The sequence below is a fragment of the Streptomyces sp. PTY087I2 genome (genome assembly GCF_001687325.1).
Lineage (GTDB): Bacteria > Actinomycetota > Actinomycetes > Streptomycetales > Streptomycetaceae > Streptomyces.
The window spans coordinates 56,038-76,709 of record NZ_LZRD01000028.1 but is presented as its reverse complement, the minus strand read 5'-3'; the positions used below and the strand labels follow the sequence as shown (position 1 = coordinate 76,709).

At 70.6% G+C, this 20,672-nt stretch carries 18 protein-coding genes, 1 pseudogene and 1 riboswitch; of the genes and pseudogenes, 9 read left to right on the top strand and 10 right to left on the bottom strand.

The features are described 5' to 3' along the window. Nucleotides 1-11: 11 nt before the first annotated feature. From A3Q37_RS28255 to def, 8 genes are all read left to right on the top strand, one after another. Nucleotides 12-827 (top strand): SOS response-associated peptidase, encoded by an 816-nt coding sequence (locus tag A3Q37_RS28255; RefSeq protein WP_065488594.1) that lies wholly within the window; start codon nucleotides 12-14, stop codon nucleotides 825-827. A gap of 56 nt (nucleotides 828-883) precedes the next feature. Further along, nucleotides 884-1,525, top strand: coding sequence for an alpha/beta family hydrolase (locus tag A3Q37_RS28250; protein WP_065488592.1), 642 nt, complete (start codon nucleotides 884-886; stop codon nucleotides 1,523-1,525). A gap of 312 nt (nucleotides 1,526-1,837) precedes the next feature. Then, nucleotides 1,838-2,494: a sigma-70 family RNA polymerase sigma factor gene (locus A3Q37_RS28245; protein ID WP_065488590.1), complete on the top strand. Its 657-nt coding sequence runs from the start codon at nucleotides 1,838-1,840 to the stop codon at nucleotides 2,492-2,494. Then, nucleotides 2,491-2,790, top strand: coding sequence for a mycothiol system anti-sigma-R factor (gene rsrA / locus A3Q37_RS28240; RefSeq protein WP_065488588.1), 300 nt, complete (start codon nucleotides 2,491-2,493; stop codon nucleotides 2,788-2,790). Before A3Q37_RS28245 ends, rsrA begins: the two co-directional genes overlap by 4 nt. 98 nt (nucleotides 2,791-2,888) lie before the next feature. Then, the gene (locus tag A3Q37_RS28235) at nucleotides 2,889-4,370 is read left to right on the top strand and encodes an HD domain-containing phosphohydrolase (RefSeq protein ID WP_065488586.1); all 1,482 of its coding nucleotides are present in this window, start codon (nucleotides 2,889-2,891) and stop codon (nucleotides 4,368-4,370) included. Further along, on the top strand, nucleotides 4,367-5,653 hold the full coding sequence (locus A3Q37_RS28230) for an HD-GYP domain-containing protein (RefSeq protein ID WP_065488584.1): 1,287 nt from the start codon (nucleotides 4,367-4,369) through the stop codon (nucleotides 5,651-5,653). The genes A3Q37_RS28235 and A3Q37_RS28230 overlap by 4 nt, the downstream gene beginning before the upstream one ends. 92 nt (nucleotides 5,654-5,745) lie before the next feature. After that, nucleotides 5,746-6,741 (top strand): hypothetical protein, encoded by a 996-nt coding sequence (locus tag A3Q37_RS28225; protein ID WP_006127468.1) that lies wholly within the window; start codon nucleotides 5,746-5,748, stop codon nucleotides 6,739-6,741. Between the two features lie 74 nt (nucleotides 6,742-6,815). Beyond that, a complete protein-coding gene (def, locus tag A3Q37_RS28220) occupies nucleotides 6,816-7,454 on the top strand; it encodes a peptide deformylase (protein ID WP_006127469.1) in 639 nt (212 codons plus the stop codon). A gap of 187 nt (nucleotides 7,455-7,641) precedes the next feature. Here def and A3Q37_RS28215 read toward each other — a convergent pair whose 3' ends face one another. From A3Q37_RS28215 to A3Q37_RS28170, 10 genes are all read right to left on the bottom strand, one after another. Then, complete coding sequence (locus A3Q37_RS28215; RefSeq protein ID WP_065488582.1) at nucleotides 7,642-8,442, bottom strand: ABC transporter permease; 801 nt, start codon at nucleotides 8,440-8,442, stop codon at nucleotides 7,642-7,644. A 6-nt stretch (nucleotides 8,443-8,448) separates the two neighbouring features. Continuing rightward, a complete protein-coding gene (locus tag A3Q37_RS28210; RefSeq protein WP_176711527.1) occupies nucleotides 8,449-9,309 on the bottom strand; it encodes an ABC-2 family transporter protein in 861 nt (286 codons plus the stop codon). Further along, the gene (locus A3Q37_RS28205) at nucleotides 9,306-10,277 is read right to left on the bottom strand and encodes an ATP-binding cassette domain-containing protein (RefSeq protein ID WP_065488580.1); all 972 of its coding nucleotides are present in this window, start codon (nucleotides 10,275-10,277) and stop codon (nucleotides 9,306-9,308) included. Before A3Q37_RS28205 ends, A3Q37_RS28210 begins: the two co-directional genes overlap by 4 nt. A 199-nt stretch (nucleotides 10,278-10,476) precedes the next feature. Beyond that, entirely contained in the window at nucleotides 10,477-11,496 is a 1,020-nt protein-coding gene (locus A3Q37_RS28200; RefSeq protein WP_065488578.1) for a ribonucleotide-diphosphate reductase subunit beta, read from the bottom strand. After that, nucleotides 11,496-13,916, bottom strand: a complete 2,421-nt coding sequence (locus A3Q37_RS28195; protein ID WP_065488576.1) for a ribonucleoside-diphosphate reductase subunit alpha — start codon at nucleotides 13,914-13,916, stop codon at nucleotides 11,496-11,498. Before A3Q37_RS28195 ends, A3Q37_RS28200 begins: the two co-directional genes overlap by 1 nt. A gap of 136 nt (nucleotides 13,917-14,052) precedes the next feature. Then, nucleotides 14,053-14,189: riboswitch (cobalamin riboswitch) on the bottom strand. A 52-nt stretch (nucleotides 14,190-14,241) separates the two neighbouring features. Further along, nucleotides 14,242-14,751: a GNAT family N-acetyltransferase gene (locus A3Q37_RS28190; protein ID WP_065488574.1), complete on the bottom strand. Its 510-nt coding sequence runs from the start codon at nucleotides 14,749-14,751 to the stop codon at nucleotides 14,242-14,244. Further along, complete coding sequence (locus A3Q37_RS28185) at nucleotides 14,751-15,452, bottom strand: hypothetical protein (RefSeq protein ID WP_065488573.1); 702 nt, start codon at nucleotides 15,450-15,452, stop codon at nucleotides 14,751-14,753. The genes A3Q37_RS28190 and A3Q37_RS28185 overlap by 1 nt, the downstream gene beginning before the upstream one ends. A gap of 118 nt (nucleotides 15,453-15,570) precedes the next feature. Then, a complete protein-coding gene (locus tag A3Q37_RS28180) occupies nucleotides 15,571-15,774 on the bottom strand; it encodes a YbdD/YjiX family protein (protein ID WP_010061528.1) in 204 nt (67 codons plus the stop codon). Continuing rightward, nucleotides 15,771-17,996 carry a carbon starvation CstA family protein gene (locus A3Q37_RS28175; RefSeq protein WP_065488572.1) on the bottom strand — a complete coding sequence of 742 codons (2,226 nt, stop codon included), beginning with the start codon at nucleotides 17,994-17,996 and terminating at the stop codon, nucleotides 15,771-15,773. The genes A3Q37_RS28180 and A3Q37_RS28175 overlap by 4 nt, the downstream gene beginning before the upstream one ends. Nucleotides 17,997-18,266: 270 nt before the next feature. Further along, nucleotides 18,267-19,031, bottom strand: coding sequence for a GntR family transcriptional regulator (locus A3Q37_RS28170; RefSeq protein WP_006127478.1), 765 nt, complete (start codon nucleotides 19,029-19,031; stop codon nucleotides 18,267-18,269). 279 nt (nucleotides 19,032-19,310) lie between these two features. Between A3Q37_RS28170 and A3Q37_RS28165 the strand changes: the two are divergent. After that, nucleotides 19,311-20,606, top strand: a pseudogene (locus tag A3Q37_RS28165) (extracellular solute-binding protein); the annotation flags it as partial. Nucleotides 20,607-20,672 lie beyond the last annotated feature (66 nt).

Here is a 20,672-nt window from a genome sequence, read left to right as displayed (position 1 = left end):
GTCTGGCACTTATGTGCGGACGGTATGCAGCGAGTCGGAAGCCCGAGGACCTGACCGGACTCTTCGGCGTCGAGAAGTGGGAGCCCACCGAGACCCTGGAGCCGGACTGGAACGTGGCGCCGACCAAAGAGGTCTACGCGGTTCTGGAGCGTCCTCTCAAAGACGCGGACGACCGGCGTCCGGTTCGCCAGCTGCGCGCCCTGAAATGGGGACTCGTACCGTCCTGGTCCAAGACCCCCGACGGCGCCGCCCGGATGATCAACGCCCGCGCGGAGACCGTGCACGAGAAGCCCTCCTTCCGCCGGGCCTTCATCCAGCGCCGCTGCATCCTGCCCGCCGACGGCTACTACGAGTGGGTCACCGGCGCGGAGGAGCGGCAGCTGGAGGAGAAGAAGGGCAAGAAACGGCCCCGCAAGCAGCCGTACTTCGTCACCCCCGCCGACGGCTCGGTCTTCGCGATGGCCGGACTGTACGAGTTCTGGCGCGATACGACCCTGCCCGGCGACCACGAGAACGCCTGGTGGGTGACGTGCTCGGTGATCACCACCGAGGCGGAGACCACACCGCTGGCCGTCGCCCCCGCCGAGGGGCCCGGCGCGCTCGCCGACATCCACCCCCGGATGCCGCTGATGCTCACCCCCGACCGCTGGGACGCCTGGCTGGACCCCTCGCACACCGGCGAGGACGAGCTGCGGGCCCTGCTGGAGCCGCCGCCGGGCGGGCTGATGCGCGCCTACCCGGTCGCCACCGCCGTCAGCAACGTCCGCAACAACGGGCCCGAACTGCTGGAGGAACTGGCCGCACCGGAGGAATCGACGCTGTTCTGAGGCGTACGCGGGGGAGTCCACGCTGTTCCGGGGCGTACGCGGGGGAGGATGGCGCGGTGAGTCGTCAACCACGTACGCAGAACGTCACCACCGACGCCGGTGAGGCCCGGATCACCTGGGTTCCCGCCTCCGCACCCCGCCGCGTGCTCGCCGTGAGCCACGGGGCGGGCGGCGGGATCGAGGCCCGCGACCTGAAGGCGCTGGCCGCCTCCCTGCCCGGACACGGCGTCACCGTCGCCCTGGTGGAGCAGCCCTGGCGGGTGGCCGGCAAAAAGGTGGCGCCCGCCCCGAAGACCCTGGACACCGGCTGGCGCGGACTGTGGCCCGCGCTGACCGTCCCCGGGCTCCCCGTCGTCGCCGGAGGCCGCAGCGCCGGGGCCCGCGTCGCCTGCCGGACCGCCGCCGAACTGGGTGCGGAGGCCGTCCTCGCGCTCAGCTTCCCGCTGCACCCGCCGGGCAAGCCGGAGAAGTCCCGCGCCGACGAACTGCTCGGCACCGGCGTGCCCACGCTCGTGGTGCAGGGCGGCAACGACCCGTTCGGGAAGCCCGACGAGTTCCCGCCCGGCTCGTACGAGCTGGCCGAAGTGCCCCACGGCGACCACGGGTTCGCGGTGCCGAAGCGGTCCGGGCTCACCGAGGAACAGACGATGGGCATCCTCACCGGAGCGGTCACCGGGTGGCTCACGTCACTCGGATGACCCAGCGCCCGCCGGCCGCCCCGGTCGTCGCACGCGTGTCCCGCGCCCCGGGAATGCTCCGCGCCGGGGCGCTGTTGTTCGGGACGTCGGTACAACAACGTCGTACGTGGAGAGGGAGTCCGTCGCATGGGTTCGACCATCTGCCCCAGCCGCTCGAACGCCGCTGACCTGGAGTGGACCGTGCTCCCCGCGGCGAGGACCACCTCCGAGCGGCCCCTGGGCGGGGGTAATCGACAGGCCGCCACCAAGCAAGGTCGACTATTCTCCGAGGTGAGCGGGTCCGGTTTCGGCTCCGCCACATCGTTGGAGGAGGTGGGTCCGGTCACTGGGACCGACACAGGGACCGACGACGGCCGCGCACCCGAGACGGACGCCGAGCGCAACGCGCGCTTCGAGCGGGACGCGCTCGGCTTTCTCGACCAGATGTACTCGGCCGCGCTGCGCATGACGCGCAACCCCGCCGATGCCGAGGACCTGGTCCAGGAGACCTACGCGAAGGCGTACGGCTCCTTCCACCAGTTCCGCGAGGGCACCAACCTCAAGGCGTGGATGTACCGCATCCTCACCAACACCTTCATCAACTCGTACCGCAAGAAGCAGCGGGAACCCCAGCGCAGCGCCGCCGAGGAGATCGAGGACTGGCAGCTGGCCCGGGCCGAGTCGCACATGTCGACCGGTCTGCGCTCGGCGGAGTCCCAGGCCCTCGACCATCTCCCGGACTCCGACGTGAAGTCGGCGCTCCAGGCGATTCCCGAGGAGTTCCGTATCGCCGTGTATCTCGCCGATGTAGAGGGCTTTGCCTACAAGGAGATCGCGGACATCATGGGGACTCCCATCGGTACGGTGATGTCCCGGCTGCACCGCGGCCGTCGCCAGCTGCGCGGCATGCTGGAGGACTACGCCCGTGAGCGCGGGCTCGTCGCGGCCGGTGCCGGTGACTCGGACGATCGGAAGGGCTCGGCCTCATGAGCTGCGGAGAGCCGCACGAGACGGATTGCTCGGAGGTCCTCGACCATCTCTACGAGTTTCTCGACCGGGAGATGCCCGAGGGCGACTGCACGAAGTTCGAGGTGCACTTCGAGGAGTGCTCCCCGTGCCTGGAGAAGTACGGCCTCGAACAGGCCGTGAAGAAGCTGGTCAAGCGCTGCTGCGGACAGGACGACGTCCCGACCGACCTGCGCTCCAAGGTGATGGGCCGGATCGATCTGATCCGGGCCGGCGAGACCGTGCCCGATCAGGACGTGACCGTGCAGGACAGCCCTTAGTCACCCGAATGTGCTAATCGGATCCGTAGCGGCTCGGTGAGCCGTACAACTCGCTAGCGTGGCGCGTCCATCGACCATGCTGGGGGGCGAGTGCGGGCGTGAGCGGCACACCGGCGGCGGCGCGTGCCTGCATCCTGGCCGCCGTCCTCTGCGCGATCTGGTGCACGCTTCCCGCGTACGTCCCCGGCGCCCCGGTTCCGTGGGGCACGGCTGCCCTGCTGGCCGCCCTCGGGGCCGGCTGCGAGGCGGCCGGCCGCCGTTCGCCGTCCGGAGGCCCCGGACCGGTCGCCGCCGGAGCGTTTCTCCCGATCCTCCTCGCCGCCGCCTTTCTGCTGCCGCCCGCGGCCGCCGCGCTGGTGGCGGCGAGCGGTTCCCTGGCCGGACGAGTGGAGCGGCCGCCGTACGCCGCCCGTCGGATCTGGCGGGCCGCGCAACTCGCCCTCACCTGCGCCGCCGCCTCCTGGGTCCACGCGGCCCTCGGCGGCCCCGCGACCCTCGGCGGCGGGGGAGCGGCCCCGGACTTCCCCCGCGCCCTGCTGCCCGCGTGCGCCGCGGCGGTCGCCTTCAGCCTGGTGCTGACCGCGCTCGACGGCCTCGTCCTCGCGGCGGCGGAACGCAGGCCCGTGCACCGCAGCGTGTACGCACTCCTGCCGCTCGCGCTCGGTCCGCATCTGGTGCACGCGCTCGCCGGGCTGATGACGGCCGTCCTGTGGCGGAGCCCGTACGGCCCGCTCTCCGCGCTCCTCGTGCTGCTCCCGATGTACCTCTCCTGCTGGGTGTTCGCCCAGTACCACCGCGAACAGGCCGCCCACCGCGCCACCATCCGCGCCCTCGTGCACGCCGTCGACATCAAGGACACCTACACCCGGGGCCACAGCGAACGCGTCGGCCGCGCCTCCGTCCTGATCGCCCGTGAACTCGGCATGGACGAACGCCGGGTGGAGGGGCTGCGGTTCGCCGGGATCCTGCACGACATCGGCAAGCTCGGCGTCCCCACCCGGGTGCTGCGCAAGGACGGGCCGCTCACCCCCGAGGAGCGGCGGGTCATGGAGCTGCATCCGGAGTACGGGCACGAGATCGTCCGGGGCATCGGCTTCCTCGACGAGGCCCGCGACGCGATCCTCCACCACCACGAACGGCTCGACGGCAGCGGCTATCCGTACGGGCTCAGCGGCTCGCGCATCCCCGAGTTCGCCCGGGTCGTGGCCGTCGCCGACGCCTTCGACGCGATGACCTCCACCCGCTCCTACCGCCGCGCCCGCCCGGTCCCCGCCGCGCTCGCCGAGCTGAAGCGGTGCGCGGGCAGCCAGTTCGACCCCCGGATGGTGGGTGCGCTGGACCGCGTCCTGAGCCGGCACGGCTGGAGCGAGGCCGACACGGCGGTCACGGCCGACGAACCGCGTGAGCCTTACGCGTTGCCTGAGCCGCGGGGGCCGCTTGAGCCCCAAGGTCCTCGTGAGCCCCACGGACCCCGTGGGCCGCAAGGCGCGATGCCCGCCGCCCGCCGCGACGCGCCCCCGGTCCCCCGCGCCCGAAGCGCCGCTCCCCTCTCCGGGCCGTCCCGGGACCGCCGCCGGTGAGGGCCCCGTACGGGAGCGCCCCGCTCGCCCCGGCCGTCCTCGTGGTGCGCGGGGCCGCCCTGCTCCTCGCCCTCGTCGCGCTCGCCCGCACCTCGGTGCACGGGCTCGCCGAGCCGGGCCTCGCCCTCGTCTTCGGGAGTCTGGTCGCCGCCGGGGAGCTGGTCCGCCGGGACGCCGCCGCCGGGGAGCGGGAGCCCGCGCCGCTCGCCGCCGCCGGGGCCCTCGCGTACGCCCTGCTCGGGGACAACGCCGGGCGGCCGACCACGCACGGGATGCTCCAGGTGGTCGCCGTGGTGGTCGTCGCCCAGGCGCTCGCCGCCGTACCGCGCAGGGCGCGCGGTTGTCGTACGGACGCCGACCGGGCCGCCCGCCGGACCCTGACCGTGGGCTTCGCGGCGGTCTGCTTCCAGCCGCTGTACGCCTCCGGGCAGGCCGAGCGCTGGTTCAGCGACGGGCCGTACTTCCCGCTGTTCCCGCTCGCGGTCCTGGCGCTGACCGCCCTGTGCGACGCCGTGCTCGCCGCCCTCCTGGCGCGTTCTGCGGCCCGCGCCGAGGGGCCCGGCGCGCTGCCCCCGTACGGATCGCTCCTGGTCGACGAGGTGCGCGCGCTCGCCGGGACCGGCACGGCGATCGGGGTGACGGGGGTCGTGACGGCGCTGGGCGTCGCGGTCGCCGGGCCCTGGGCGCCGGCCCTGCTGTGCGGCCCGCTGCTGCTCACCCAGGTCTCCGCCCGCCGGTACGCCGCCGTCCGCACGACCTGCCGACAGACGATGGCCTCGCTCGCCCGCGCCACCGAGATCGCCGGGTACACCCCGCCCGGCCACGCCCGCCGGGTCGCCGCGCTCGCCACCGCCGTGGGCCGGGAGCTGGGGCTGACAGGGCCCCGGCTGGCCGTCCTGGAGCACGCCGCCCTGATGCACGACATCGGCCAGCTCTCCCTGCTCGACCCGGTCGCGGGCGGCGCGACCGCCCGGCTGCCCGCCGCCGAACAGCGCCGGATCGCCCTGCTCGGCGGGGCGGTGGTCCGCCGTACCGGGGCCGGTCCGGCGGTCGCGGCGGTGGTGGAGCAGCAGGCCGATCCGTACCGGGAACAACTGCTCGCCGCCAGGATCGTCAGGACGGTCAACGCATACGACGACCTGTGCGGGGAAAGCGTCGGCGGGCCGCTCGGGGCGCTGGAGCAGCTCAGGCTCGGCACCGGGCACGACCACCAGCCACAGGTGGTCGAGGCGCTGGGACGCGTCCTCGCGCGGGGCGGTCTGACCCCGGCCCGAGCTGGGTAACCCATGGGTAATGAGCGGGCGTCCGGCCGGGCATGGTTGGATGCGAAAGCAGAGCGGATGACGAGGGTGTCCAGTCGGGACAGGCGGGAATCGTGAGGATCTTCGGGAAGGTACGGCATCGGCCGTCCGCCTCTTGGCGGCAGGCCACGGACCGCGCGTTCACGCTGATCGGCGACGGCCGGTACGAGGACGCGGGGGCACTGCTGACGCGTGCGGCGGATCTGGAGCCCTGGCTCTCGGAGTCCTGGTTCAATCTGGCGCTGCTGCACAAGTTCCGGCACGACTGGGAGCAGGCGCGCGCGGCGGGCCTGCGGGCGGTCGCGCTGCTGGACCGCGAGTCCGGCGCCCCGGACTGGTGGAACGTGGGGATCGCGGCCACCGCATTGCAGGACTGGCCGCTGGCGCGGCGGGCCTGGCAGGCGTACGGACTGAAGGTCCCCGGTGGCGGCCAGCACAGCGCGGCCACCACCGAGCCGACCGGCATGGAGCTGGGCAGCGCGGCCGTGCGGCTCTCCCCGGAGGGCGAGGCCGAGGTGGTCTGGGGCCGCCGGCTGGACCCGGCCCGGATCGAGGTGCTGTCCATCCCGCTGCCGTCCTCCGGGCGGCGCTGGGGCGAGGTCGTCCTGCACGACGGGGTGCCCAACGGCGAGCGGGTCACCGCGGCCGGGCCCGCGTATCCGGTGTTCGACGAGATCGAGCTGTGGGCGCCGTCCCCGGTGCCGACCTGGGTGGTGCTCCTCGAAGCGGCCACCGAGGAGGACCGGGACGCGCTGGAGAAGCTGGCCTCCGACGCCGGGTTCGCCGCCGAGGACTGGTCCTCGTCGGTGCGGTTGCTGTGCCGGGCATGCTCGGAGAGCCGGATGGAGAGCGACGAGGGCGACGGGGAGCACCTGGACCCGCACGACCACAGCGAGCCGGGCCACCCGGGCCCGCTCGGCCACCGCACGGCCGGGGCCGGCGATCTCTGGGTGCCCGAGCGCGAGTGCGGTCTCGCCGCCCCCGCCGGACTGGTGCGCGGGCTGCTGGACGGCTGGGTCGCCGACAGCCCGGACAGCCGCGAGTGGCGGGATCTCGAAGAAGTCTGCTGACCGCTGCCCGTAGGCTGTAGGCGCACCGATCGCGGTGCGGTTCCCCAGGTTTTGCAGGAAGGCGTACGGCGGACATGTCGCAGCAGGAGACGGACGGGCGGATCGACGTGGACGACGAGGGGTTCGTCGTCGACACCGAGGACTGCGAGGAGCGCGAGGCGGCCTACCGCGCGCGCGGCACCTCGCGCCCGATCACGGTCGTGGGCAACCCGGTGCTGCACAAGGAGTGCAAGGACGTCACCGCGTTCGACGACGAGCTGGCCCAGCTGATCGACGACATGTTCGCCAGCCAGAAGACGGCCGAGGGCGTCGGCCTCGCGGCCAACCAGATCGGCGTGGACCTGAAGGTCTTCGTCTACGACTGCCCGGACGACGACGGCAAGCGCCACACCGGTGTCGTCTGCAACCCGGTCCTGGAGGAGCTGGCCCCCGAGATGCGGGTGCTCGACGACTCCAACGAGGGCTGCCTGTCGGTCCCGACCGCGTATGCCTCGCTCGCCCGTCCCGACTACGCGGTGGTGCGTGGGCAGGACGCGAAGGGCAACCCGATCCGGGTCAAGGGCACGGGCTACTTCGCGCGCTGCCTCCAGCACGAGACGGACCACCTGTACGGCTACCTGTACATCGACCGGCTCTCCAAGCGGGAGCGCAAGGACGCGCTGCGGCAGATGGAAGAGGGCACGCCGCGCTACGAGACCGTCCCGAACAGCTGAGTACGCCGCGCCCGGGGCCCGGAGCCGGTTCGCCGGCACCGGGCCCCTGCCGCTTCTGGTCGGCGCCCGGCTGCGGGGTCTGTGCGCGGCGACATGTGCGCCTGCGCGGCCGGCTGCTCCACTGTCATCTCCCGGTCGAGGTGCTGCTCCCTCCCCGCCGGTGTCGAGCCGACCGTGTCGCAGGGACTCAATGCCCGCTGCTTTCGTAATGGCGGGACTGCCGCTCCCAGAAGCGGTACGCGGCGTACATGAGCACGACGCCGATGGCCGGAGCACCCCAGGCGAGCCATTCCGGCACGGCGAGTTCCTCCTCCCGGTCCATCAGCACGGTCGCCGGCAGATAGGCGACGAAGGCCAGCGGGAAGACGAAGGTCAGCCCGAAGCCGGCCACCGGGCCGAAGATCTTCAGCGGGTAGTTGCCGAAGTCGCTGAAGATCATGTCGATGGCGAACTTGATGGGGGAGACCCTCTTCATCCTGAAGACCAGGGCGGAGGCGGCCAGTTGCAAGGAGCCCTCCACCAGCGCACCGCCCGCCACGGCGAGCAGGAGGAAGCAGACGGCTCCCGGTGACCAGTCGACCGGTGCGGAGGCCGAGGCGATGGACAGGAGGACCACCCCGCCCGCCAGGTCGCCGAGCGAGCTCAGCCGCACTCTGCGGGTGAGGAGCTGGACCAGCGGTGGCACCGGACGGACGAGATAGCGGTCGTACTCCCCCTCGATGACGACCTCGTCGACGTGGATCAGCTGGTGGCCGGGGAGCAGCCAGAGGCCGTGGGCGGTGAGCCTGATCCCGTAGAGGAAGGCGATCTCGCCCAGTCCCCAGCCGCCGACCTGCCCGAAGCGGTCCAGCACCGCCCAGATGAAGGCCAGCCCGACGCCCTGGTAGAACAGACCGCCGATGATGTTGATGAGCAGGTTCCCCCGGTACTGGAACTCGGCCCGGAACGCCGCACCGGCCAGCAGCAGATAGACCCGTGGACCTCGCATCGCCCCTCAGCCCCCCTGCGACATGACGCGGCGCCGGGCGCGCGACCAGACGAACGCGGCCAGTGCGCCGAGCGCGCCGATCCACGCGAGCTGGACCCCGAGGGCGGCCGCGATGCCCAGGCCCTCGACCTGGCCCAGGTAGACGGCCGCCGGGGTGTACGCGGTGGCCTGGAAGGGCAGCCATTCCGCGGCCGCCCTGACCGGGCCTGGCATGAACCACAGCGGGACCAGGGCCCCGGAGAAGAACTGTGCGACGAAGCGGTAGGCCATGAGGGCGCCGCTCACCTCCAGCGTCCAGAAGGAGACCAGGCCGAGCAGCAGCCCGAGCAACTGGTTCACGAGCAGCGCTCCCAGCAGGGCCACGGGGTAGGCGAACCCCGCCGCCGTGGAAGCGGGCGCCTGGCCCGCGCCGATCAGCAGCGCGAACGGCAGCGCCACCAGCAGCACCGGGACCGCGGCCGATGCCCACCCGAGCTGGCCGGCGAGCATCTGCCCGGGGAAGCCGACGGGCCGCAGCAGGTCCACGGCGACCTTGCCCTCCCGGACCCGCTGGTCGATGGGGGAGGACCGCCACGGGCTGACCAGCTGGTACTGGAGCGTCGCCAGCGTCGCGTACGCCGTCATGGTGGTGAGGCCGAGCCCGTCCACCTCCGTACGGCCGTCGTAGAGCGCCTTCCAGACCACCGTCAGCAGCCAGATCTGGAGGAGCATCATCACGAAGGACGACAGATAGGCCGTGCGGTAGGTGAGGGCGGCCCGGAACTCCATCCGGGCGCAGGCGAGATGGGCCCGGAGCAGCGTTCCGAGTGGCTGCCTCGCGGCGGCGGGGACCGTCTTCGCCGCGGTGGGGGCCGTCGGGGCGGTCATCCGCGGTCCGCGTAGATCCGGTGGATGACGCTCTCCAGCTCGGGCTCCACGATGGACAGGTCGGTCACCCGGTGCCGCTCCAGCACCGCGGCCACCAGTTCGGCGGGCGGGGTGCGGACGGGGTCGAAGCGCAGCCACACCTTGCCGTCCTCCCGGCGGACGACCTCCGCGCCCTCGACGCTCTCCAGCCGGTCGGTCTGCACCACGAGTTCGCGGTGCGGGGCGTAGCGGGTCTTCAGCTCGTCCACCGCGCCGTCGTAGGCGACCTTGCCGTGGTCGATGAGGATGATCCGGTCGCAGAGTTCTTCGACGTCGTCCAGGTCGTGGGTGGTGAGGACGACCGTCGTACCCGATTCCCGGTTCAGCTCACCGACGAAGGTGCGTATCCGCTCCTTGGCGATGACGTCGAGCCCGACGGTCGGCTCGTCCAGGTAGAGGATGTCCGGGTCGTAGAGCATCGCGGCGGTGAGGTCGCCGCGCATCCGCTGGCCCAGGGAGAGCTGGCGGACGGGGGTGTCGAGGAACGGACCGAGGCCGAGCACCTCGCTGAACTCGCGCTGCCTCTCCCGGAACCGGGCCTCCGGCACGTCGTAGAGACGGCCGATCAGCCAGAGCGAGTCGCGCAGGGGCAGGTCCCACCAGAGCTGGCTGCGCTGGCCGAAGACCACGCCTATCCGGCGGGCGTTGCGGGACCGGTCCCGCCAGGGCGTGACACCGGCGACCGTGACCGTGCCGGAGGTGGGCACGAGGATGCCGGTGAGCATCTTGATGGTGGTGGACTTCCCCGCACCGTTGGGGCCGAGATAGCCGACCATCTCGCCCTGCTGGACCGTGAAGTTCACGCCGTCGACGGCACGCTTGACGATCTGCTCACGGGTCAGCAGCGTACGGATGCCCGCGAAGGCGCCCTCCTGCCGTTTGGGCCGGCTGAACTCCTTGACGAGGTCTGCCACTTCGATGACGGGCATGTGTGCCTCTCCTGGAGCGGGCCGGGCCCGGTCGGGCGTGATCGATTTGAGAGTGTGCACGCCAAAGCTTGGTCTAGTCCAAGCATTTTCCGGTCGGCCGGTCCTCGTCATGCCGTGAGGGCATGCCGTGAGGGAACGCGGAAGGCCCCACCGCGCTCGGCGCGGTGGGGCCTTCTGTCGTACGGAATCCGGAAAGGGCCTAGAAGTCGTCGTCGAACCCGACCGAGCCCTCGACCGCCACCTGGTAGGCGGACGGGCGGCGCTCGAAGAAGTTCGTCAGCTCCTGGACGCCCTGGAGCTCCATGAAGGAGAACGGGTTCTCCGAGCCGTACACCGTCGGGAAGCCGAGGCGGGCGAGGCGCTGGTCGGCGACGCACTGGAGGTACTCGCGCATCGACTCGGTGTTCATGCCCGGCAGGCCGTCGCCGCACAGGTCGCGGCCGAACTGGAGCTCCGCGTCGACCGCTTCCTTCAGCATGTCGGTGACCTGCTGCTGGAGCTCGTCGTCGAAGAGGTCCGGCTCCTCCTTGCGGACGGTGTCCACGACCTCGAACGCGAAGTTCATGTGCATCGTCTCGTCACGGAACACCCAGTTGGTGCCTGTGGCGAGGCCGTGCAGCAGACCGCGCGAGCGGAACCAGTACACGTACGCGAACGCGCCGTAGAAGAACAGCCCCTCGATGCAGGCCGCGAAGCAGATCAGGTTCAGCAGGAAGCGACGGCGGTCCGCCTTCGTCTCCAGCCGCTCGATCTTCTCGACCGAGTCCATCCACTTGAAGCAGAACTGCGCCTTCTCGCGGATCGACGGGATCTCCTCGACCGCGTCGAACGCCGCCGCCCGGTCGTCCGGGTCGGGCAGATAGGTGTCCAGCAGCGTCAGATAGAACTGGACGTGCACGGCCTCCTCGAAGAGCTGCCGCGACAGGTACAGCCGCGCCTCGGGGGAGTTGATGTGCTTGTACAGCGTCAGGACCAGGTTGTTCGAGACGATCGAGTCGCCGGTCGCGAAGAACGCCACCAGCCGGCCGATCATGTGCTGCTCGCCCGGCGACAGCTTCGCGAGGTCGGCGACGTCCGAGTGGAGGTCGACCTCCTCCACGGTCCAGGTGTTCTTGATCGCGTCCCGGTAGCGCTCGTAGAAGTCCGGGTAGCGCATGGGACGCAGGGTCAGCTCGAATCCCGGGTCGAGCAGGTTCTTCTCTTCGTTGGTGGTGCTCATTACTGGCAGGCCTCGCAGGACTCGGGGTTTTCCAAGGAGCAGGCGATGGCGTCCGCGTCGGGCGCCTGCGCCTGCTGTACGGGAATGGGGGCGGCGGCCGACGCCTGGCCGGACGCGGCACGGGCGATCCGGGTCGCCGGGCGCGAACGCAGGTAGTACGTCGTCTTCAGCCCCTGCTTCCAGGCGTACGCGTACATCGAGGAGAGCTTGCCGATCGTCGGCGTCTCCAGGAACAGGTTGAGCGACTGGCTCTGGTCCAGGAACGGCGTACGGGCCGCCGCCATGTCGATCAGACCGCGCTGCGGGATCTCCCACGCCGTGCGGTACAGCGCCCGCACGTCCTCGGGGATCCAGGCGAAGCCCTGCACCGAACCGCTGGCCTCGCGCAGCGCCTCACGGGTGCGGGCGTCCCACACGCCGAGCTTCTTCAGCTCGTCCACCAGGTAGGCGTTGACCTGGAGGAACTCACCGCTGAGCGTCTCGCGCTTGAACAGGTTGGAGACCTGCGGCTCGATGCACTCGTACACACCGGCGATCGAGGCGATCGTCGCGGTCGGCGCGATGGCGAGCAGCAGCGAGTTACGCATACCGGTCTTGGCGACCCGGGCGCGCAGCGCGTCCCAGCGCTCCGGCCAGTTCAGCTCGGTGTCGTAGTGGTCGGGGTGCAGCACCCCGCGCGCGGCACGCGTCTCCGACCACGCGGGCAGCGGGCCCGAGCGCTCGGCGAGGTCGCAGGACGCCTCGTACGCGGCGAGCATGATCCGCTCGGAGATCTTCGTGGAGAGCGCGCGGGCCTCGGGCGAGTCGAAGGGCAGCCGCAGCTGGAAGAAGACGTCCTGGAGGCCCATCGCGCCCAGACCGACCGGCCGCCAGCGGGAGTTGGAGTTCCCGGCCTGCTCGGTCGGGTAGAAGTTGATGTCGACGACCCGGTCGAGGAAGGTGACGGCCGTACGGACGGTGGAGTCCAGACGGTCCCAGTCGATCGAGCCGTTCGCGACGAACGCGCCCAGGTTGACCGAGCCCAGGTTGCAGACGGCCGTCTCGCCGTCGTTGGTGACCTCCAGGATCTCCGTGCACAGGTTCGACGAGTGCACGACCCGGCCCGGCTCGGCGGTCTGGTTCGCGGTCCGGTTGGAGGCGTCCTTGAACGTCATCCAGCCCTGGCCGGTCTGCGCGAGCGTCCGCATCATCCGGCCGTACAGCTCACGCGCCGGCATCGTCTTGCGGGCAAGACCCTTGGCCTCGGCCGCGCGGTAGGCCGCGTCGAACTCGTCGCCCCACAGGTCGACCAGCTCGGGCACGTCCGCCGGGGAGAACAGCGACCACTCGGTGTCCGCGTCGACCCGGCGCATGAACTCGTCCGGGATCCAGTGCGCCAGGTTCAGGTTGTGCGTACGCCGCTGGTCCTCACCGGTGTTGTCGCGCAGCTCGAGGAACTCCTCGATGTCCGCGTGCCAGGTCTCCAGGTAGACCGCCGCAGCGCCCTTGCGCCGGCCGCCCTGGTTCACCGCCGCCACCGAGGCGTCCAGCGTCTTGAGGAACGGCACGATGCCGTTGGAGTGCCCGTTGGTGCCCCGGATCAGCGAACCCCGGGCGCGGATGCGGGAGTACGACAGACCGATGCCGCCCGCGTGCTTCGAGAGCCGCGCCACCTGGTGGTAGCGGTCGTAGATCGAGTCCAGCTCGTCCTTCGGCGAGTCCAGCAGATAGCACGAGGACATCTGCGGGTGCCGCGTACCGGAGTTGAAGAGCGTGGGGGAGGAGGGGAGGTAGTCCAGCTTGCTCATCAGCCCGTAGAGCGCGGCGACCTCGTCCAGCGCGCGCGCCGACTCGTCCTCGGCGAGGCCCGCGGCCACGCGCAGCATGAAGTGCTGCGGGGTCTCGATGACCTGCCGGGTGATCGGGTGGCGCAGCAGGTAACGGCTGTGCAGCGTACGGAGACCGAAGTAGCCGAAGCGATCGTCCGCGCCCTCGGCCAGCGTCCGCTCGACCAGCTCGTCCAGCGCCTTCGCGTGCAGCTCGACGAAGGCGGCGGTGCGGTCGGCGATCAGGCCCTCGCGGTGGCCCACGGCGACCGAGGCGGAGAAGGACGTCGCGCCCTGGCCCGCGGCCTCGTCGGCGATCGAGAGGGTCAGCAGCCGGGCGGCGAGCCGGGAGTACGCCGGGTCCTCGGAGATCAGCCCCGCGGCCGCCTCGGTGGCCAGTGAGCGCAGCTCGGCCTCGTCGGAGCGGGCGTTGCGCCCGCGCAGGGCCGCGGCGGCGACCCGTCCGGGGTCGGTGTCGGGAAGGTCGACGGTGAGGTCGGTCAGGGTCCGCAGCAAAGCGGTCCCGGGTCCGTCGGAGGCATTCCCGGCCGGGGTCGACACGGCGGACTCGGCGGATTCGGTGGCTGAAACCGGATCGGCGGGCGCGATGGTCACTGGGCTTTCCCTCGCTCGGCAGGGGGCCGGCGGAAGGAGGGGAAGCCGGGCAGCGCGAAACCCGGGGCGGGGCGGCACTGCTGACGGCATCCACCGGCCTATCCGCGAGGCCCGGACGTCTGGCATCCGGTTCGGTCGAGCCGGACGCACTGTCGACAGGTCTTCGGACTTGCAGGTGCGCAAAAGCACACTGATCACACCGTTGCGGGACAGTTCCGGATTCCCACCGGATTCCCCTGCGGCGACAGCGAGGTCGAGCATACATGTGGGGGCCGCCAGATGCTGCGGCCCCCACATGTTGTGTCGCGTCGATTTCATATGCCCCTCAGGACACCGCCTCCAGCGGCAGCCGGAAGGTCATGAGCCGCAGGCCCGGCACCGGCTCCCAGTCCCGCTCGGGGGTCCGCAGAAAGCCGAGCCGACGGTAGATCCTATGGGCTGGGAGCATGCCCGGCTGCGTCGACAGCACCAGAGCCCGGACACCTTTCGTGGACCGGGCCCGCTCGACGCACGCCCGTACGAGAGCTTCCCCCACGCCCCGTCCGCGCCCCGCGCGGGCCACGGCCAGCATCCGGAATTCGGCCTCGTCCGGACCGGCGATGTCACGCCACGGTGTACCGGGAGCGGCATACGTCACACCGCCGAGCACCGCCCCGTCCGCGTCGAGCGCGACCAGCACCTCCGCCTCGGCCGCCCGCTGCTCCACCGCCCGCAGTTTGACGAGATACGGGTCCTGCGGCCCGTCCAGCAGGCCGTCGCCGAGATACGCCTCGGCGACGATCTCGCCGAGCACGGCGTACTCGGCGGGCTCCGCCACCCTGATCGTCAGGTCCATCAGCCGCTCGCTCCCACCTCGTTGTCCGGCGCGCCGTCGCCGACCGGCGGCAGATCGCCGCGCTCGACCGGCTGCCGCCCGGCGGTCTCCCCCGCGGTCTTCCCGGCGGGCGGCAGCACCTGGTCCAGCTCGTAGTCGTCGGCGCGGTGGGCGGCCAGGGCCGCCGCGCGCAGCGTCGCCCGGTCCACCTCCTGGCGTGTTCCGCTCAACGTCACCACCAGGTCGCCCTGTTCCCGGGCGTACGCATGACCCGACTCCGTGGCCCGGTACCACTGCTCGCCGTCCCGCTCGCAGGTCACCAGGGGCTCCTGCTCGCTGCCCGCCGCGGGTCCGTCCGTGCAGTCGGCGTCGGTGTGCGGGAGGCGTTCCACCGACAGCTTGATCTGCCCGCCCTCCGGCTCGGTGTAGACGCTGCCGAATCCGTCGTCGCCGAGTACCCCGACCGACTGGCGGGCCAGGGCGTAGCCCGCGGCCTCGGTCACCCACACATGCTCCGCGACGAGCTGGGCGGCGCTCGCCCGCGCCTCCAGCTCCGCCCGGTCGGGTGCTGGACCGGCCGAACCGCTCGGGCCCGCCGCCCGGGTGTCCGGCGCCGGTTCGGTGCCGCAGCCCGTCGCCGTCAGGGCCAGCGCCAGCGTCACGGTCAGCGTCGTGGTCAGGAGGAGGGGCCGGAACCGGGGTGACCGGGAGCGCGATGTCATGGGCACATCCTTTCGTACGGTGAGGGCGCCGTGTCCCGCACGGCCACGTACGGGCGGGACACGGAAAGGGGCCGCCGCGCCCCGGAGGGGACGCGGCGGCCCGATCGGCCGGCGGTGCTCAGCAGCAGCGGAATCCCTCGCGGGGATCCGCCTCACGGGCGTCCGTGCGACTGCGTTCGAAAGCGCGGCGGGTCATCACCGGCGCGTCCGGATCGTGCGTCCTCGCGTGCGCCACATAGCGGTCGTACGTGGACTCACCGGTGAGCTCGCGGACGTACCAGCGGATCCGTCCGGCCACCCGTCGTACGTCCGCGACCGTCATGTTCGGCTCCCCGTCTCCGCCGGTTCCTTGCGGATGCCGCCCTCGGGGCCGACTCCGGCGGCGACCAGTTCGGCCTTCTCCTCCTTGGTGGCGAAGAGCGAGGCCGGGGCGACGAGCTTGGACTCGACGTACGGCGTCTCGTGGAGCTTGACGCTCTCCGGATCGCGGATGGCCTTGTAGCAGACCCGTCCCGCGTCCACGAGGACCACGATGATGAGGAGCGCGAAGAGCGCGCTCAGCACTCCGTCGACCGTGGAGTTGGTGACGACGGTCCGCATGTCGTCCATGGTCTTCGCGGGCGCCAGCACCTCGCCCGCGTCGATGCCCGCCTGGTACTTGTCGCGCTGGGCGAAGAAGCCGACCTTCACGTCGTCGGAGAAGATCTTCTGCCAGCTCGCGGTGAGCGTGACCGCCACGTCCCAGGCGAGCGGGACCGCGGTCACCCACGCCCACTTCAGCCGGCCGGACTTGACCAGCAGGGTGGTGCAGACGGCCAGCGCGACGGCGGCCAGCAACTGGTTGGCGATGCCGAAGAGCGGGAAGAGCTGGTTGATGCCGCCCAGCGGGTCGTGCACACCGACCCAGAGGAAGTAGCCCCAGCCGCCGACCACGACGGCGCTGGCGAACCAGACGCCCGGCTTCCAGCTGACCTCGCGGAACGGCTTGTAGGCGTTGCCCAGCATGTCCTGGAGCATGAAGCGCCCGACGCGGGTACCGGCGTCCACGGTGGTGAGGATGAAGAGCGCCTCGAACATGATGGCGAAGTGGTACCAGAACGCCTTCATCGCCGTCCCGCCGATCACGGCGGAGAAGATCTCCGACATGCCGAGCGCGAACGTCGGCGCGCCACCGGTCCGGGAGAGCAGGCTCGCCTCCTCGACGTCCTTGGCGGCCTGCGCCAGGGCGTCCGGGGTGATGGTGAAGCCGAAGTCGGCCACGGCCTGCGAGGCGGACTGGACGCTGTCGCCGATCACGCCGACGGGCGCGTTGATGGCGAAGTAGAGGCCGGGGTCGATGATGCAGGCGGCGATCATCGCCATGATCGCGACGAACGACTCGACCAGCATGGCGCCGTAGCCGATCATCCGGATCTGCGTCTCCTTCTGGACCATCTTCGGCGTGGTGCCGGAGGAGACCAGGGAGTGGAAGCCGGAGAGCGCGCCGCAGGCGATGGTGATGAAGACGAACGGGAACATCGAGCCGGCGAAGACCGGGCCCGAGCCGCTGGAGGCGAAGTCGGTGACCGCGGGCATCTTCAGGGTCGGCAGCGCTATGACCACGCCCAGGGCCAGCAGCCCGATCGTGCCGACCTTCATGAAGGTGGAGAGGTAGTCGCGCGGGGCCAGCAGCAGCCACACGGGGAGCACGGAGGCGAGGAACCCGTACACGATCATCCAGATGACCAGCGTGCCCGGCTCCAGCGTGAAGAAGTCCGCCCACGACGACTCGGCGACCCAGCCGCCCGCGACGATCGCGAGGAGCAGCAGCGCGACGCCGATGAGGGAGACCTCACTGACCTTGCCGGGCCGCAGGATACGCAGATAGACGCCCATGAAGAGGGCGATCGGGATCGTCATGCCGATGGAGAAGACGCCCCACGGCGAGTGCGCGAGCGCGTTCACGATGACCAGCGCGAGCACCGCGAGCAGGATGATCATGATGATGAAGACCGCGACCAGGGCGGCGATCCCGCCGACCGGCCCTATCTCGTCGCGCGCCATCTGACCGAGCGAACGGCCGTTGCGGCGGGTCGAGAAGAACAGCGTCACCATGTCCTGGACGGCGCCGGCGAAGATGACGCCGACGACCAGCCAGATCGTCCCGGGCAGATAACCCATCTGCGCGGCCAGCACGGGGCCGACCAGCGGTCCCGCCCCCGCGATGGCGGCGAAGTGGTGACCGAACAGGACCCGGCGGTCGGTGGGATGGAAGTCGACACCGTTGTCCAGCCGTTCGGCCGGGGTCGCACGGTTCTTGTCGGCCTTCAGGACCCGGTTGGCGATGAACCGGGAGTAGAAGCGGTACGCGATGGCGTACGAACCGAGGGCCGCCGCCAGCATCCAGGCGGCGGAGACCTCTTCACCCCGCGACAGCGCGAGGGTGGCCCAGCCGATGGCGCCGGCCAGGGCCACCAGGCTCCAGACGGCGATGGACTTCGGGGTCGGCCCTCGCCGCCCCGCTGCTGGTGAATCCGGTGGTGCTGGTGTGGGCGATTCCGGCATATCGATCCGTCCCCTCGCGCGATCCTTGTCGTAACGTGCGCGAAATCTAAGTGGTGTGGCCGCTCTCCGGAACCCCTGTCCGCATACCGGTCGCGCATCACCGATGTCTCCACCGAAGTTCCGCGATTGGTGCACGGACGACAGGGGGAATCGGTTCACGTGATCCTGCTCCACCGGGGATGACCGAAAACGGGCGGTGGCCCGGGGATCGGTCCCCGGGCCACCGCCCGTACGCGCACTGCTGTTTCTCCGCTGCTTCCGCGCCCGCCGTCAGTCCGTCGGGCGTTTGAGGCGCGCCACGAACTTGTAGCGGTCGCCCCGGTACACCGAGCGCACCCACTCCACCGGTTCGCCCTGGCCGTCCACCGAATGGCGGGACAGCATCAGCATCGGCAGCCCCACGTCGGTGCCCAGCAGACCCGCTTCCCGGGGCGTGGCGAGCGAGGTCTCGATGGTCTCCTCCGCCTCGGCGAGACGGACGTCGTACACCTCGGCGAGCGCGGTGTAGAGCGAGGTGTACTTCACCAGCGAACGGCGCAGCGCCGGGAAGCGTTTGGCCGAAAGATGCGTGGTCTCGATCGCCATCGGCTCCCCGCTGGCGAGCCGCAGCCGCTCGATGCGCAGCACCCGGCCGCCCGTCGAGATGTCCAGTAGCCCGGCGAGCGTGTCGTCCGCCGTGACATAGCCGATGTCCAGCAGCTGGGACGTCGGCTCCAGTCCTTGGGCCCGCATGTCCTCGGTGTACGAGGTGAGTTGGAGGGCCTGGGAGACCTTCGGCTTGGCGACGAAGGTGCCCTTGCCCTGGATGCGTTCGAGGCGGCCCTCGACGACCAGCTCCTGGAGCGCCTGGCGCACGGTGGTGCGCGAGGTGTCGAACTCGGCGGCCAGGGTGCGTTCGGGCGGCACCGGGGTGCCCGGCGGCAGGGTGTCCGTCATATCGAGGAGATGCCGCTTGAGCCGGTAGTACTTCGGTACGCGCGCCGTGCGCGTACCGGTACCGGTCTCGCTCCCCGTACTGCCCCCGTCGGCACTCATGGCCCGCCTTCCCGACGCTTGCGTTGCTGCCGTCACCGGCTCCTCCGTCTGTCGCGGCTCACATGGTGGCACGGTCCGGTCACGGGTCGTCGCCCTCCCTTAGGTGTCGGTCCTATAACGGACGCGAGTGCACTTCTTATACACCCTTGACACCCCTAAAGGTCTAGGCCAAGCTCCCGGTACTGGTCTAAACCATTAAAGACCAGGTCCAGCCCCAGCAGAACTCGTCGAATGTCTTCGCGGTGGGTGGGGTTGCAGCATCCCTGAGGAGGGTTTGACGTGAAGCGCAAGCTCATCGCGGCGATCGGTGTCGCGGGCATGTTGGTTTCGGTCGCAGCGTGTGGTTCGGATGACAAGAATTCGTCCGCCGACCCCAAGGACCGCAAGGAAACCCTGACCGTCTGGCTCATGGGCGAGGCCCAGTCCACCTGGCCGGAGCTGGTCAAGGACGTCAACGCCGAGTTCAACAAGAAGTACCCGGGCGTCACCGTCAAGGTTCAGTACCAGCAGTGGGCCGACAAGGTCAAGAAGCTGGACACCTCCCTCGGTGGCGACAAATTCCCGGACGTCGTGGAACTCGGCAACACCGAGACCATGCAGTACATCCTCAATGGTGCGCTCGGAGAAATCGACCCCAAGAAGTACGAGAACTCGGACACCTGGATCAAGGGTCTGAAGGACACGTGCTCCTTCGAGGGCAAGACCTACTGCGTTCCCTACTACGCGAGCGCCCGTCTCGCCGTGTACAACAAGGACATGCTGAAGGCCGGCACCGGCAGCGACGTCCTCCCGCAGACCGAGGACGAGTTCCTCGCCGCGATGGACAAGGTCGGCGCCGAGCTGGGCAAGAAGGACAAGCGCGCCTCCTCCCTCTACTTCCCGGGCCGTTACTGGTACGCCGCGATGTCCTACGTCGCCGCCTACGGTGGCCAGATAGCCACCTACGACGAGGGCGCCAAGGAGTGGAAGGCCGCGCTCTCCACCCCGGAGGCGCAGAAGGGCCTTCAGCACTTCGTCGACCTGGTCAAGAAGTACAACAAGGCCGACGTGACGAAGGACGAGCAGGACCACGCCAACGTCATGGCCAACGAGAAGGCCGCGGTCATCTACGGCCAGGCCTGGGAGGCCGGCAGCGTCACGGGCGGTGAGAACGGCAACCCGAAGCTCGAGGGCAAGATCGCCACGGCCGGTATGCCCGGCCCCGAGGGCAAGGCCCTCCCGTCCTTCATCGGCGGCTCGGACCTCGCGACCATCTCCAAGTCCAAGGTCCAGGACCTCGGCGAGGACTGGATCTCCATCTTCACCAACGCGAAGTCCATGGAGGTCCTCGCGTCGAAGAACATCCTTCCCAACAACGAGAAGCAGCTTGAGCCGCTGAAGCAGAAGCCGGAGACCGCCGCCATCGCCAACGCGGTGCCGGACGCCTGGTTCACGCCGATCGCGCCGGGCTGGGCCTCCGTGGAGAAGGAGGAGATCCTCCAGAACATGCTCCTGGAGATCGTCAAGGGCGCCTCCGTCGCCGACGCTTCCAAGAAGGCCGACGACAAGATCAACGCGCTGATCAACAAGGAATCGGGGGCCCGGCACCAGTGCCGGGCCCCCGCGCCTTTCCCGCAAGAACGCCGTGAATTCCGGGGCCCG